Source organism: Halalkalicoccus sp. CGA53, from assembly GCF_036429475.1.
Classification (GTDB): domain Archaea; phylum Halobacteriota; class Halobacteria; order Halobacteriales; family Halalkalicoccaceae; genus Natronorarus; species Natronorarus salvus.
The window spans coordinates 972,875-987,321 of record NZ_CP144125.1; the positions used below are offsets into that span (position 1 = coordinate 972,875).

Genomic DNA, 14,447 nt, shown 5'->3' on the forward strand with positions numbered 1-14,447 from the left:
GTCTTCCACACGGTCGTACTGTGTACCATCGGTCGGATCCTTCCGAGGCGAACACGTTAACAGTTGTCACCACGCCGCTCGCGCGACCCCGACTGGGGCCGGCTACCGCCGCTCGTAGGTGACGAACGCGAACTCCGCTCGCTCGTCTCTCCCCGCTTCCGTCCACTCCTCACGGTCGAACTCGGGGAAGTACGTGTCGCCCTCGTAGCTGGTGTGAATCTCGGTGAGGAGCATCCGGTCCGCGAAGGGGAGGAACGTCTCGTAGACGGTCGCCCCGCCGATCACGAACGCGGTTTCCGCGCCCGTCTCCCGCGCTGCCCCGACCGCCTCCTCGACGCACCCGACGACGATCGCTCCCTCTGGTACCTCGGGGTCGCCTCGGCTGAGCACCACGTTCGTCCGGTCGGGGAGGGGCCCGCCGAGACGAGCCTCGATCGCCTCGTACGTCCGCCGACCCATGACGACCGGGTGGCCGGTCGTGACCTCCTTGAACCGCCGGAGGTCCTCGGGGTAGTGCCAGGGCATCTCCCCGTCCGAACCGATCACGCAGTTCTCGGCGACGGCGGCGATCAGCACGAGGTCGACGTCTCCGTGCCCTGCGGCCGCTTCGACCATCACTCGGCCACCGCGAACCTGAGTCCCGGATGGGAGTCGTAGTTCACCAGCTCGACGTCCTCGAACGCGAGGTCGTCGATCGGCTTTTCACTCACGCGGATCTCCGGCGGGGAGAGCGGCTCGCGCGTGAGCTGTGTCAGGAGCCCGGGGACGTGGTCGAGCCCCTCGCGCTCCTCGGCAGGCGCCTCGCGCTCCTCGGCAGGCGCCTCGCGCTCGACCCACTCCCGGAGCGATCGGAGGTCCTCGGAGCCGCCCGCGTCGGCCAGCCGTCGCTGAAACTCGTCCCTGTTTTCGCCGTACCAGCGACCCCGGGTTCCCTCGCCGCAGTAGACGTGGGCGTCGACGACCGTGTGCGAGAACCTTCCTACCTCGAGGTCCGTTCGACCGGCGACGACGTGCGTGAGCAGCGAGTAGGCGGCGATGTTGAATGGGATCCCGAGGGCGACGTCGCCCGAGCGCTGGGTGAGGTGTGTGTTCAGCCTCCCATCCTGGACGTTGAAGACGAACGTGTAGTGACACGGGGGGAGCGTCGAGACCGCCGCGTTCGCCGGGTGCCAGGCGTTCACGACCAGCCGGCGGGAGTTCGGGCTCTCGCGAAGGGTGTCGATCACGTACCGGAGCTGGTCGAACGTCCCGTCGTCGTTCACCCACCGGTGGTCCGCCCCGGGCCAGCTCTCGCCCGGCAGCCCCTCCTCCGGGATCGGATACCGGCGCCAGAACCGTCCGTAGGCGGTGTCGAGCCGGCCCTCCTCGTCGGCCCACTCGTCCCAGATACCGGTCTCCTCGCGCAGCGTCCGGACGTGCTCCTCACCCGAGAGGTACCAGAGCACCTCGTGGATCAAGGAGTTCCACCGGCCGCCGTCCATCTTCTTCGTCGTGAGCAGCGGGTAGCCCTCCCGGAGGTCGATCTCGTAGTGCGCGCCGAAGGCGGAGAGGGTGTCGACACCCGTCCGGTTCGGTTTGTAACTCCCCATAGAGAGCACGTCGCGGACGAGGGCGAGGTACTGGTTCATGAGTGTCGGTACACGCCACGGATGGTCAATATTCCGACTGCCCCGGAACCAGCTAAGTCCCCACCGCGTCTGGATACGCCATGGCCACCCCCTCGGAGACACGACTGGTGAACAGGTATCGCGTCCAGCCACAGCACGCGAACAACTACGAGTCGCTCCACGGGGGCACGCTGATGAAGTGGATGGACGAGGTCGGCGCGATGAGTGCGATGCGGCTGGCTGGCGAGTCCTGCGTCACCGCCGGGGTCGACGGTCTCGACTTCCGCCGACCGATCCCGATCGGCGAGACCGCGCTGATCGAGGCCTACGTCTTCCACACCGGGCGAACGAGCGTCCGGACCCGGATCCGTGCCTGGCGGGAGGACGCCCGCTCGGGCGAGACGGCACTCACGACCGAGGCGACGTTCACGTTCGTCGCGATCGATCCGGATGGAACGCCGGTCGAGGTCACGGATCTCACCGTCGAGAGCGACGAGGACCGGGAGCTCTGCGAGACCGCGCGATCGGCCGAGTAGCTACTCGCCCTCGGGCTCTCGGAGCACGTGGACGTACCGGGTGAGCGACCGGTGGACGCGCCGGTCGAACACCGCCTCGACCGCCCAGCCGGCGTCCTCGGCCGCCTCGTCCCATCGGCGATCGGTGACGACGACTGCACGTGGAGCGATCCTCCGTGCCTCCCGGAGTGCCCCACCGACGAGCGCCGCGAGGCCGTGACCGGCGACCTTCGACTGCCGGCCGTACGGCGCGTCGAAGACCACCGTGTCGACCGCGTTCTCCCCGATCGGAAGCGCCGTCGCGTCCCCCCGAACGACCGACCAGCGGTCGGGCGGGAGGTACCGATCGAGGTTCTCCGAGGCGCCACGGACCATCTTCCACTGCACGTCGGAGCCGACCACCCGTGCACCGACCAGTCCCGCCTCCACGAGGACACCGCCGGTTCCGCACATCGGGTCTACTACCGTTCGACCCGGCCTCGAACCCGCGACGTTCACGATCGCTCGTGCGTTGAGCGGGTCCATGCTCCCCGGCTGGAAGTACGGCTTCTTCGCCGGCGCGCGCCCGCCGAACCCGCGCTCGCTCTCCGCGACGAGCCAGCCGAGGAAACACGACTCGCCCGCGAAGGCCGCCCTGAGCTCGTGATCCGGGTCGTCGAGGTCCACCGAGAACCCCCGTCCGACGAGGACGCTCCCGAGGTCGCGCTCGGTCGCGCCGGTGCTCACCCCCGTCGCCCCCCGGACGTCACGGGCACGGACCGCAACTGAGCCCTCCCGTTCGATCGTCGCGGACTCGAGTGTCTCCCTCGCGCTCTCGACGCTCGCCGAACACTCCCCGATCAGCTCGCTCACCCGATGGGTGTACGCGAGCGTCCGTACCCGGTCCGTGACCTCGCGGGCGGTCGCCACGCCCGGCGCGGCGACCTCGACGCCGGTCGCCGCGCTCGCCGCCTCGTACGCGGCGAACGCGTCGTCCTCGCCCGCGAGTTCGAGTACGTACACGCTCTCTCGGTCGCCTCGGGGGCGAATGAGGCTGGCGGTTCGATCCCTTCGAATCGTGACCTATCAGCGCCCGCCACCAACCTTTATAAAGCTTAAATACGTGTTTTAAGGCGAGATATGACCGACCCAAAGGAAACGATCAATATCGAAAACGTGGTCGCCTCGACGGGCATCGGCCAGGAACTCGACCTCCAGAGCGTCGCGATGGACCTCGAAGGTGCCGACTACGACCCCGAGCAGTTCCCCGGTCTCGTCTACCGCACCCAGAACCCGAAATCGGCCGCGCTCATCTTCCGCTCCGGAAAGATCGTCTGCACCGGCGCGAAGTCGACCTCCGACGTCCACGAGAGCCTGGAGATCGTCTTCGACAAGCTCCGTGACCTGGAGATCCAGGTCGAGGACGACCCCGAGATCGTCGTCCAGAACATCGTCACCTCCGCCGATCTCGGTCGGAACCTGAACCTGAACGCGATCGCGATCGGCCTCGGCCTGGAGAACATCGAGTACGAGCCCGAGCAGTTCCCCGGCCTCGTCTACCGTCTCGACGAGCCGAAGGTCGTCGCGCTGCTGTTCGGCTCCGGAAAGCTCGTCATCACCGGCGGAAAACAGCCCGTCGACGCCGAACACGCCGTCGACAAGATCGTCTCGCGGCTCGAGGAACTCGGCTTACTCGAGTAACCTCGATGCTCTCCGGGCTCTCTCTCTTTCTCTCTTCCCCCCTCAGCCCCGCACAGGCCGTCGGCCCCGTGCAGGTGCTCGGGACGGTGCTCTCGCTCTCGCTCTTCTTCGCGCTGACGGTCCACATCGCGGCGCGGAACGTCCTCGGCGACGTCCCCATCAGGAATGCGCTCGGGATCGGTCCGTTGCTCGCCGTGATCGCCGTCTCGCTGACCGCGCTCGGGGTCCATCCCGCGCTCACGATCCTCCTCGCGATCCTCGTCGACGCGGTCGCGATCTCCCGGCTCTACGGGGTCGGCCGGCGCTACACAATCTTCGTGACCTTCATCCACGCGGTGGTGAGCGTCATCCTCGGGGTGGTGCTGTTCGCCGCGCTCACGCTCGCGTTCCTCGGGCCGCCCGAGGGACCGTGATCACTCGATCAGTCGCTCGATCTCGGTGACGAGGATGCCGCTCGCGCCGAGCTTCTTCACCTCGCTCACGGTCTCGAAGACGTCGCGTTCGTCCACGACGACGTGGACCGCGACGAGGTCGTCGCCCGCGATGTCCATCACCGTCGGGCCGCCGAGACCGGGCAGCGCCTCCCTGACCTCTTCCAGGCGCGCTTCGGGGACGTTCATCATCAGGTAGCGTTTCCCGTCCGCCGAGAGCACCGACCGGAGGGCGGTCCGGATCTGTTCGACCTTCGGGTCCTCGCGCACCGACTCGCTCGCGAACAGCCTGACCGAACTGGAGAGTACCTCGTCGATCTCCGCCAAGCTGTTCACCCGCAGGGTCGTCCCCGTCGAGGTGATGTCGACGATGGCGTCGGCCATGTCCACGTGCGGGGTGAGTTCGGTCGCACCGGTCACCTCGACGATCGTCGGTTCGACACCCCGTTCGGCGAAGTGCTCGTAGGTGACGTTCGGGAACTCCGTCGCGACGGTCTTTCCTTCGAGGTCGGCAACGGAGTCGATCCCGCTGTCCTCGGGCGCGGCGACGACGAGCCGACAGGTGCCGAAGCCGAGGTCGAGCAGTTCGACGACGTTCGGGTGACCCGCCTCGCGGACCTGGTCGTAGCCGGTGATCCCGAGGTCGGCGGCTCCGTCGGCGATGTACTCCGGGATGTCCGCGGCGCGGACGAAGACGACGGTCACCTCGGGGTCGACCGTCTTCGCGTAGAGCTTTCGGTCCGAGCCGTTCTCGACGTGCAGCCCCGCGCGTTCGAGGAGCGAGATCGACGGCTCGTGGATGCGGCCCTTGTTCGGGACGGCGATTCGCATTTTCACCACGTTCGCGGTCGGAGTTCAACTGCCTTGTCATTCGCGCGGGTGCGATGGCTCCCCCTCGTATCCGGTGACCTGATAGGGGGCCCCGGCGAAGCCAGAGCCATGACGACCACCCGGATCGAGGGCGGAGAGGTGCTCCGCCCCGACTGTCGCGTCGAGCGCGCGGACCTCCTCGTCGGTACCGAGGACGGCGAGATACTCTCGGTCGGCGATCCCGACGAGGTGTCCGCAGGCGACGAGACGCTCGACGCGAGCGGGGGGATCGTGATCCCCGGTCTCGTAAACGCCCATGGTCACGCCGCGATGACGTTGCTCCGGGGCTACGCCGACGACAAACCGCTCGACGCCTGGCTCCGGGAGGACGTCTGGCCGATCGAGGGGGCGATGGAGGCGGCGGATATCCGTGCGGGCACCGACCTCGCGCTGGTCGAGATGATCAGGTCGGGAACGACAGCGTTCTGTGACATGTACTTCCACGAGGAGGCGGTCGCGGATGCGGTCGCCAAAAGCGGCCTCCGGGCACGTCTCGCCCACGGGGTCGTCACGGTGGGAAAGAGCGAGGAGGATGCGTGGGCGGACCTGGAAGAAGGGATCGAGATCGCCGACCGTCTCGACGGACGTGCCGACGGCCGAATAACGACCGCGATAGCCCCACACAGCCTCACGACGGTGGGTGAGGAGTACCTCGAAGCGGCGGTCGAGAGCGCCCGCGACCTCGGGGTTCCGCTTCACTTCCACGCGAACGAAACGGGGGACGAAGTCGACCCGACCGTCGAGGAGCGGGGGATGCGCCCGCTCGAGTACGCCGACGATCTGGGGATGCTCGGACCCGACGACTTCCTCGCACACGGGGTTCACGTCGACGAGCGGGAGGTCGAGCTACTCGCCGACCGGGAGACCGGAGTGGTCCACTGTCCGGCGTCGAACATGAAGCTCGCGAGCGGGATGGCGCCCGTGCAGGCGATGCTCGATTCGGGGGTCACCCTCGGGCTGGGGACCGACAGCGCGGCCTCGAACAACGACCTCGACGTCTTCGGGGAGATGCGCGACGCGGCTATGGTCGGAAAGCTCGCGGCCGACGACGCGAGCGCCGTCTCTGCGGAGTCGGTCGTCGGGATGGCGACCGAGGGTGGTGCGTCGGCCCTCGGGATCGGGTCGGGGCGGATCGAACCGGGCGAACCGGCGGATCTCGCGGTCGTCGACCTCGACGCGGCGCACCTCACGCCCGCACACGACCCGGTGAGCCACCTCGCGTACGCTGTCAGGGGGAGCGACGTGCGACACACGGTCTGTGACGGGCGCGTGCTGATGCGCGATCGGGAGCTGCTCACGCTCGACGAGAGGAGCGTCATCCAGACGACACGGGACCGGGCAGCGTCGCTCGTCGAGCGGGCAGACTGATCCCGGACCGCCGACACCGTTAGGACCGTCGCCGTTGAGCGCTCTCTCATGCACACGCACGAACGGTCGCTCCCGGGGCGGATTCCCGATTGGGCATGGGAACGCCACGCGAACCCCTGGAGCGTCAGAACGAGGTTCCTGATCGGCCCGCTCTTGCTCTACGCGCTCTACGGCCGCCACTGGCGGCTGCTGGCAGCGACGCTCGTCTTCACGGCCGCGAACCCGGTGTTGTTCCCCACGCCCGAACGAACCGACTCCTGGGAGAGCCAGGCGGTCCTCGCCGAGCGGTGGTGGTTCGGGGAGGGCCACCGGACGTTCGAGACGACCTACCCGGGACTGATCAACTACGCGAGCACGCCGGCGTTCCTCCTCTCGCTCGTCGCGGCACTCTCGCGAAAACCCGTGCTCGCGGCCGCCAGCATGACCGTCTCGATGGTGCTCAAGGTGCTGTTCGTCCACGAACTCGTCCGGCGATATCGCGCGTCGGTTCGAGAGGAGTGACGGCCGCTTCGGTACCGTTTTGCCCGCGTGCTCCGAATCCGATCCATGAGCGAGAGCGCGTACCCGCCGGTGACGGAGCAGCTCGCGGAGAGCGACGCCCTCCGGACCGAGGGACGACGGAAGATGGAGTGGGCCCGCCAGCACATGCCTATCCTCGAGTCGATCCGCGAGGAGTTCGAGGCCGAGCAGCCGCTCGCCGGCCAGCGGATCGGGATGGCGCTGCACGTCGAGGCGAAGACCGCGAACCTCGTCGAGACGCTCGCGGCGGGCGGCGCAGAGGTCTCGATCACCGGCTGCAACCCGCTGTCGACACACGACGACGTGAGCGTGGCGCTCGATTCGGGTGAGAACGTCACCTCCTACGCGGTGCGTGGCGTGGACGACGAGGAGTACTACGAGGCGATCGACGCGGTGATCGACGACGACCCGACGATCACGATCGACGACGGCGGCGACCTCGTCTTCCGGATCCACGAGCAGTATCCCCACCTCATCGACTCGATCGTCGGCGGGTGTGAGGAGACCACTACTGGCGTCCACCGTCTTCGCGCGATGGACGCCGACGGCGCGCTCCGCTACCCGATGTTCGCCGTGAACGACACGCCGATGAAACGGCTGTTCGACAACGTTCACGGAACGGGCGAGGCCTCGCTCGCCACCATCGCGATGACGACGAACCTCTCGTGGGCCGGGAAGACGGTCGTCGTCGCCGGCTTCGGCTACTGTGGGAAGGGGCTCGCGAGGAAGGCCGCCGGACAGAACGCACACGTGGTCGTCACCGAGGTCGAGCCTCGGCGTGCGCTCGAGGCCCACATGGAGGGCTACGAGGTGCTCCCGATGGCCGACGCCGCGGGGAAGGGCGACGTCTTCATCACGACGACCGGGAACCGCGACGTCATCGTGGGAGAACACTTCGAGGCGATGAAGGACGGAGTACTGCTCGCGAACGCGGGCCACTTCGACGTGGAGATCGACCTGAACGCACTCAGCGACCTCGCGGTGGATCGCTACGAGGCCAGGGCCGGCGTCGAGGCGTACGAGATGGCCGACGGCCGTCGGCTGAACGTGCTCGCCGAGGGTCGGCTGGTGAACCTCGCGGCGCCGATCGCGCTCGGCCATCCCGTCGAGGTGATGGACCAGAGCTTCGGCGTGCAGGCGGTCGCGACCCGCGAACTCGCGGAGAACGCCGACGCCTACCCCCCCGGCGTCCACGACCTGCCCGACGAACTCGATCGGGAGGTCGCCGAGGTGAAACTCGCCGCGGAGGGCGTCTCGATCGACGCGCTCAGCGACGTCCAGGAGGAGTACATGGGAAGCTGGGACCACGGGACGTAGTCGATTCGCCCGCGGACGGCGTAACCGGTGGTGCGTAGAGTTAACACACGTCAGTGAGTAGCCTCCGTATCCCGAGAGCGACTCCGTGCGCCGACCGGCCGCAGGTGGACGGGAAGTTGCCCACCGTCGGCGCGTCGGGGCGTGACCGGGTGGCGGAGACCGACCGATGCCCGGCGACAGCGACGTTCGAGCGCGAGGAGCCGACCGGAGCGACGGTGACCCGACGAGCGAGGGTTCCCGGACGGAGGGGGTGTGCTGTGACGGCGGTCTCGATCCCCCGTTCGCCGACCGGACGCTAGACGCCGCGCCGATCGGGATCCTCGTCACCGATCCCTCGTTGGAGGACAACCCGATCGTCTACGCCAACGAGGGGTTCCGTCGGCTGACCGGCTACGGGGACGAGGAGGTCCTCGGCCGGAACTGCCGGTTCCTCCAGGGCGAGGGGACGGATCCGGAGCCGGTCGCGGAGATGCGCGCGGCGATCGAGGCGGCCGAACCCGTGACGGTCGAACTGCGAAACTACCGCCGGAACGGAAGCGCGTTCTGGAATCGCGTCAGCATCACGCCGCTCTTCGACGACGACGGCGACCTCGCTCACTTCGTCGGTTGCCAGGAGGACGTCACCGAGCGGGTAGAGCGCGAGCGGATGCTCTCCGGGCTCCACGCCGCGGTCCCGTCGCTCATGCTCGCGGGGTCTGTTCGGGCGGTGGGGGATCTCGCGGTCGAGACGGTGCTCGCGGGCTCGGAGCTCTCGGTCGCCACGCTCTACCGGTTCGCCGAGGACTCGGACGCGCTCCGCCCGATCGCTCACGCCACGCTGCCGGGAGTCGTGGCCGGGACGCCGTCGGAGATCACCGACCCCGACGACCCGATCCGACTCGCGTTCGCCGACGGCGACTCCGGGGGATCGCTCCGACTTCGTCTCCCGGGCGGGGACGGCGAGGAGGACCGTTCCCTGGCCGTTCCGGTCGGCGAGCACGGCGTGGTCGTCGCGGGCGGGGAGGGCGCGGTCCGCGGGGCGGATCGGGAGTTCGTCGAACTCCTCGCCAGCACCGTCGAGGCGGCGCTCGACCGTCTCGCCCGCGAGACCGAACTCGAACGGCGAAACGAGCGTCTCGTCGCGCTCTCGCGACTCAACGCCGTCATCCGCGGGGTGAACCGGGCGGTCGTCGGGGCGGAGACGCGTGCGGAGGTCGAGCGGGCGATCTGCGAGCACCTCGCGGAGACGAGCCCGTTCCGGGCCGCGCTCGTCGCCTCCGCTCGCGACCCGAGGGGTGGTGTTCGCGTCCGCGAGGTGGCCGGGATCGACGCCCCGACGGAGGGGCCGGTCACCGACGCCGCCCGCCCCTGGGTCCGAGCGGTCGCGAGCGCGATCCGGAACGGGACGGTCGAGACGCTCGATCCCGACGAGGGGAAGGGCGGAGCGCTCGCCGCGGTCCCGCTCGTGGCCGGCGAGGCGACTTACGGTGTGTTGGTCGTCTTCGCGGCTCCGACCTGGGCGTTCGACGAGGAGGCGACGACGGTCCTCTCGGAGCTGGGGGAGACGATCGGGCTCTCGATCCGCGCCGTCGAGGCCCGCCACAGCCTGCTCGCGGAGACGGCGGTCGAACTCGCGCTCGTCGTGGACGAGGTAGACTCGGTGCTCGCCGCCGCCTCGAGGCGCCTCGACCGTCGGCTCTCGGTCGAGGCGTTCGTACCGATCGGTTCCGGGGGAGTGCTCTGTGCCGTCACGGCCGACGGCGGATCGTCCGACGCGTTCACGACGACCGTCGCCGAGACCGAAGGCTGGGAGCTCCTCACCGAGTCGGACGAGCGGGGCGTGTTCGTCGCCGACGCCGCGACCGCCTCGTACGTCGGGCTGCTGCTCGACCACGGCGTCGTCCCGCACTCCGCGGTCGCGGAGGCCGGACGGCTCAGGCTCTTCGCGCACGCCCCGCCGGAGACGGAGCTGCGCTCGCTCCTCGACGAGCTGGCGAGGGTCTGTCCGAGCGTCGAACTCGCCGGGAGGCGGGAGGTCGACCGCCCCGTCAGGACGGAGCGACCCCGGCGGGAGGCGTTCACCGGCCGGCTCACCGACCGACAGCTGAGCGCGCTCCGTGCCGCGTACCACGCAGGCTACTTCGAGTGGCCGCGCGAGACCACGGCGGAGGAGCTCGCCGAGACGATGGGGATCAGCTCCTCGACGCTCCACTTTCACCTCCGGCGGGGGCTGCGAAAGCTTCTCGAGGAGGTCACAGCGCCGCCGGAGTGGCGTCGCTCTAGGTAGTTGCATAGCACCTTTCTACGCCGTGGTGCCCTCCGACTAGACGGGGAACGCGAACCCGACGGGCGACCACCTGTGCCTCTGACGGTTTCCCGGCGGCGGAGACCCCTCGATTTCTCGGAGCACTCCAGACGAAGACGGGTCCGTCTCCATCCGGCCCCGAACCCGGGGACGGCCCCTCGCTCGGAGCGCTTTTGTCCCGGGCCTCGAAAGGCCGGGTATGTCGAGCGCGAAGGGCGATCGTCGGGAACGCGAACTCGTCAACCTGCTGGACGAGGCGGGGTTCGCGGTGATGCGTGCGCCCGCGAGCGGGAGCGCCACGACGAGGGAGCTGCCGGACGTGCTCGCGGGAAACGGCGAGACGTTCTACGCGATCGAGGCGAAAGCGAGCGCGGGCAACCCGATCTACCTCACGGGCGTGGAGGTCGAGGCGCTCGTCTACTTCGCGCGGAACTTCGGCGCGAAGGCGCGCATCGCGGTCCGCTTCGACCGCGAGGACTGGTACTTCTTCCACCCGGGCGACCTCTACATCACCGACGGGGGGAACTACCGCGTGAAGAAAGAGACGGCGCTGGCGGAGGGAGAGGACTTCGACGAACTGGTTGGACGATCGAAACAGGCGCGACTCGGCGAGGACTGAGAAGGACGCGAGGCTGCGGCACCGACCGCCGCTTCCGTCTCACTCGCGGAAACCGAGCAGCCGGAGGCCGATCAGGCTGACGAGCACCGTCGAGCCCTCGTGACCGACGACGGCGACCGGGAGCGGGATGCCCGCCGTGAGGATTGCGCCGACCATGAGGGCGATCGCGCCGAAGGCGATCGAGAGGTTCACGAGGAGCGTCCGTCGGGTCGCGCGGCCGAGTCCGAGCGCGTAAGGGATCTTGCTCAGGTCGTCGGACATCAGCACCACGTCGGCGGTCTCGAGCGCCACGTCCGTGCCGGCGCCGCCCATCCCCACGCCGAGCGTCGCGGTCGCGAGCGCCGGGGCGTCGTTCACGCCGTCGCCGACCATCGCGACGCCCTCGTACCGGGCGACCAGCTCCTCGACGCTCTCGACTTTCTGTTCGGGGAGGAGTTCGGCTCTGACCTCGTCGATCCCCACCTCGTCGGCGATGCTTCTGGCGACGCGCTCGTTGTCGCCGGTGAGCATCACGACGTGTTCGACGCCGAGTTCTCTGAGCCGGGCGATCATCTCTGCGGCGCCCGGGCGGACGGTGTCGGTGAACGCGAGCCAGCCGAGCACGCGGGCCTCATCGACCCCCTCCCCCTCGCTCACGACGAGCACGCTCGTCTTGCCCTCGTCCTGGAGCGATCGGAGCGCGGCGTAGCCCTCGTCGAGCCCCTCGATCGCGACCCCCGAGGCCAGTCCCTCGACGTAGCGTCGGTTGCCGATGTGGACCGTCCGGCCCTCGACGGTCGCGCGTACCCCCTTGCCGACGGTGGCCTGGAACTCGCGCGCCTCCGGCACGTCGAGCGAGCGCTCGCTCGCCGCGTCGACCGTCGCCTCGGCCAGGTGGTGTTCGGATCGGGACTGGACGGCGGCCGACAGCGCGAGGAGTCGGTCCCCCGTGATCGGGCTACCGGAGAGCGTCGCGCCGTCGCGGACTGTCGCGTCGGTCAGCCGTGTGTCGCCCTCGGTGAGCGTTCCCGTCTTGTCGAACGCGACGGCCCTGATCCCGGCCGCCCGCTCGACGTGTTCGCCCCCCTTGAAGAGGACGCCCTGGCGCGCGCCCGCCGCGATCGCCGAGAGCACGGCCGCCGGCGTCGAGATGATCACCGCACACGGCGAGGCCGCGACCATGAGCGTCATCGCGCGGTAGAAGGTGGGGTCGAACTCCGCGCCGAGGAGGGTCGGGATCGCGATCGCGACCCCGGTGAGCCCGAACACGCCGAGGACGTACGGCTGCTCGAGCCGGTCGATGAGCCGCTGTGTCGGCGCTCGCTCGCCCTGGGCCTCCTCGACCAGGTGGATGAGCTTCGCGATGGCGGACTCGTGGGCCTGACGCGTCACGCGCACCTCCAGGCTCCCGTTCTCGTTGATCGTCCCGCCGAAGACGTCGTCGCCCGGCCCCTTCGTGACGGGGACCGACTCGCCGGTGAGCGAGGACTGATCGACCGTGCTCTCGCCGGTCTCGACGACGCCGTCGAGCGGCAGTCGGTCGCCCGGGCGGACGACGAAGACGTCGCCGATCGCGACCTCCTCGATCGGGACGGTCACTTCCTCGCCGTCGCGGAGCACCCTCGCGGACTCCGGGCGCAGACGCATGAGCGCCCTGATCGCCCGTCGCGAGCGCCCCATCGCGTAGTGCTGGAGGACGTTCGACAGCGAGAAGAGAAAGAGCAGCATCGCCCCCTCGAACGGCGCGCCGATCGAGAGCGCGCCGAGCGCGGCGAGGATCATCAGCAGGTCGATGTCTACCGCCCGGTGTCTCAGCGTCTCGACGCTCCCCTTCACCCCGTACCACCCGCCGAAGACGTACGCCACGCCGTAGCCGACCCACCCGATCAGCGGCGCCGCGTCGAGCCAGCCGGCGACGAGCCCCGTGAGCATTCCGACGAGCGTGAGCGCGACGAACACAGCCTCTACTCGGAGCGTCGATCGCTCGCTTGCCGAGTCGGTTTCGCCCTCCTCGGTGGCGTCGCGGGTCTCGACGCCGAACTCGTGGACGACGCGCTCGATCTCGGCCGGCGAGAGGAGCTCGTCGTCGTAGGTGACGGTGAGGGTCCCCGCCCGGAACGAGCTCTCGGCGTCGTGGACGCCGGCGATATCCGTGAGGTGGCGCTCAAGCGCGAGCGCACACGACTCGCAGCTCCGCCCCCCGTAGCCGTCGACGTGGAGCGTACACCTCGCGGCGGGCTCTCCGGCGGCGCTCGCCATCCGGCTCACGACCCGCCGTGCCTCCTCGGGCGAGAGCTCTCGCGAGTCGTACTCGAGGGTGAGCCGGCCGTTCCTCGTGTCGACTTCGGCGCCGCGGATACCGTCGTTCCCGACGGACGTCTCACGTGGTGTGCGTGTGGGTGGAGCGTCCGACCGCGTGTGTTCGTCCATCGATTTAGATATCGGAGACGACGCCCCTCGTGGGAATAGGCGTTGCGTCACCTCCACCGCCCGCACGGTTCGGGTGTCGACCCTACTCGATCGGTTCGAGTCGGGACTGTGGGAACGAGTAGACCCGAAGCGTCCTCGGCTTCGGCCCCGTGGCCGTGGTCCGCACCGACTGGGGATAGACGGCGCTCACGACCCGGTCGGCCGGGTCGTACTCCTCGTTCGTCGGGTACGCCGCGACCGTCCGCCCGTGCTCGCCGATACGTACCTCGTCCGCCCGGCGCGAGGAGGTGGCGACGACGAGCAGTCTGTCGCCCGTCTCCCTGTCGGTGACCGGGGTTCCGGCCGCGAGCGTGTGTCGTTCGCAGTAGTGCGGCGAGGGCTCGTCGGCCGGAACGAAGATCCGCTCGCTACACGCGAGACAGGCTCCCTCGACGTGGTGTGGCGGTGCGACGGATCGTTCGGTGATCTCGATGGCGACCCGCCGGAGGTGTTTGCAGCGCCCACCCCTGAACCGGTGGTCCGGACAGCTACAGCTACCCGCCTCGACGTCCACGAGGTAGGCGTTCTCGCTCTCGGTCTCGACCAGGTAGGCGGCGGTGCCGAAGCCCGTCACGCGCATCCGCTCGGTCCGCGCCCGACGTGCCCGCTCGTCGGCGGCACTGGCGCCCGGCGTGGACCCGATCGTTCTCGGTGACGCTGGTGTGTTGCTGGTGTGCGTCATGGTGTGTACCTTCGCTTCCACTGCGCCGACCGGCGCGTGCGGTCACGAATACGTCTAGAGGAAGGTGCCGAGGCTACCTAAGTCTTCCACCGGAAGCGACGCTCGTG

The 14,447-nt window shown here is 69.2% G+C and carries 14 protein-coding genes; 8 read left to right on the top strand and 6 right to left on the bottom strand.

The annotated features are described in order from the left end of the window. Positions 1-102: 102 nt before the first annotated feature. Both V2L32_RS06270 and thyA read right to left on the bottom strand, forming a co-directional pair. Positions 103-615: a dihydrofolate reductase gene (locus V2L32_RS06270; protein WP_331235622.1), complete on the bottom strand. Its 513-nt coding sequence runs from the start codon at positions 613-615 to the stop codon at positions 103-105. Further along, positions 615-1,628, bottom strand: a complete 1,014-nt coding sequence (thyA, locus tag V2L32_RS06275) for a thymidylate synthase (protein ID WP_331235623.1) — start codon at positions 1,626-1,628, stop codon at positions 615-617. The genes V2L32_RS06270 and thyA overlap by 1 nt, the downstream gene beginning before the upstream one ends. Positions 1,629-1,708: 80 nt before the next feature. On the opposite strand from thyA, the gene V2L32_RS06280 reads away from it, so the two are divergent. Continuing rightward, complete coding sequence (locus V2L32_RS06280; RefSeq protein ID WP_331235624.1) at positions 1,709-2,143, top strand: acyl-CoA thioesterase; 435 nt, start codon at positions 1,709-1,711, stop codon at positions 2,141-2,143. Here the strand turns inward: V2L32_RS06280 and V2L32_RS06285 are convergent, their stop codons facing one another. Beyond that, positions 2,144-3,124 carry a methyltransferase domain-containing protein gene (locus tag V2L32_RS06285; RefSeq protein ID WP_331235625.1) on the bottom strand — a complete coding sequence of 327 codons (981 nt, stop codon included), beginning with the start codon at positions 3,122-3,124 and terminating at the stop codon, positions 2,144-2,146. Between the two features lie 117 nt (positions 3,125-3,241). Between V2L32_RS06285 and V2L32_RS06290 the strand changes: the two genes are divergently transcribed. Together V2L32_RS06290 and V2L32_RS06295 are read left to right on the top strand one after the other, a co-directional pair. Continuing rightward, the gene (locus V2L32_RS06290) at positions 3,242-3,802 is read left to right on the top strand and encodes a TATA-box-binding protein (RefSeq protein WP_331235626.1); all 561 of its coding nucleotides are present in this window, start codon (positions 3,242-3,244) and stop codon (positions 3,800-3,802) included. A gap of 5 nt (positions 3,803-3,807) precedes the next feature. Further along, complete coding sequence (locus tag V2L32_RS06295) at positions 3,808-4,215, top strand: DUF7473 family protein (protein WP_331235627.1); 408 nt, start codon at positions 3,808-3,810, stop codon at positions 4,213-4,215. Here the strand turns inward: V2L32_RS06295 and hisG are convergent, their stop codons facing one another. After that, positions 4,216-5,064, bottom strand: a complete 849-nt coding sequence (gene hisG, locus V2L32_RS06300; protein ID WP_331235628.1) for an ATP phosphoribosyltransferase — start codon at positions 5,062-5,064, stop codon at positions 4,216-4,218. Positions 5,065-5,172: 108 nt separating this feature from the next. Between hisG and V2L32_RS06305 the strand changes: the two genes are divergently transcribed. From V2L32_RS06305 to hjc, 5 genes are all read left to right on the top strand, one after another. Next, a complete protein-coding gene (locus V2L32_RS06305) occupies positions 5,173-6,471 on the top strand; it encodes an amidohydrolase (RefSeq protein ID WP_331235629.1) in 1,299 nt (432 codons plus the stop codon). Between the two features lie 48 nt (positions 6,472-6,519). Then, a complete protein-coding gene (locus V2L32_RS06310) occupies positions 6,520-6,972 on the top strand; it encodes a DUF6653 family protein (RefSeq protein WP_331235630.1) in 453 nt (150 codons plus the stop codon). A gap of 45 nt (positions 6,973-7,017) precedes the next feature. Further along, entirely contained in the window at positions 7,018-8,307 is a 1,290-nt protein-coding gene (locus V2L32_RS06315) for an adenosylhomocysteinase (RefSeq protein ID WP_331235631.1), read from the top strand. Positions 8,308-8,473: 166 nt separating this feature from the next. Further along, positions 8,474-10,573 (top strand): bacterio-opsin activator domain-containing protein, encoded by a 2,100-nt coding sequence (locus V2L32_RS06320; protein WP_331235632.1) that lies wholly within the window; start codon positions 8,474-8,476, stop codon positions 10,571-10,573. A gap of 217 nt (positions 10,574-10,790) precedes the next feature. Next, positions 10,791-11,210: a Holliday junction resolvase Hjc gene (hjc, locus tag V2L32_RS06325; RefSeq protein ID WP_331235633.1), complete on the top strand. Its 420-nt coding sequence runs from the start codon at positions 10,791-10,793 to the stop codon at positions 11,208-11,210. Between the two features lie 39 nt (positions 11,211-11,249). On the opposite strand, the gene V2L32_RS06330 is transcribed toward hjc, so the two are convergent. Continuing rightward, a complete protein-coding gene (locus tag V2L32_RS06330) occupies positions 11,250-13,448 on the bottom strand; it encodes a heavy metal translocating P-type ATPase (RefSeq protein ID WP_409348430.1) in 2,199 nt (732 codons plus the stop codon). A gap of 253 nt (positions 13,449-13,701) precedes the next feature. Next, the gene (locus V2L32_RS06335) at positions 13,702-14,361 is read right to left on the bottom strand and encodes an SWIM zinc finger family protein (RefSeq protein WP_331235635.1); all 660 of its coding nucleotides are present in this window, start codon (positions 14,359-14,361) and stop codon (positions 13,702-13,704) included. Positions 14,362-14,447 lie beyond the last annotated feature (86 nt).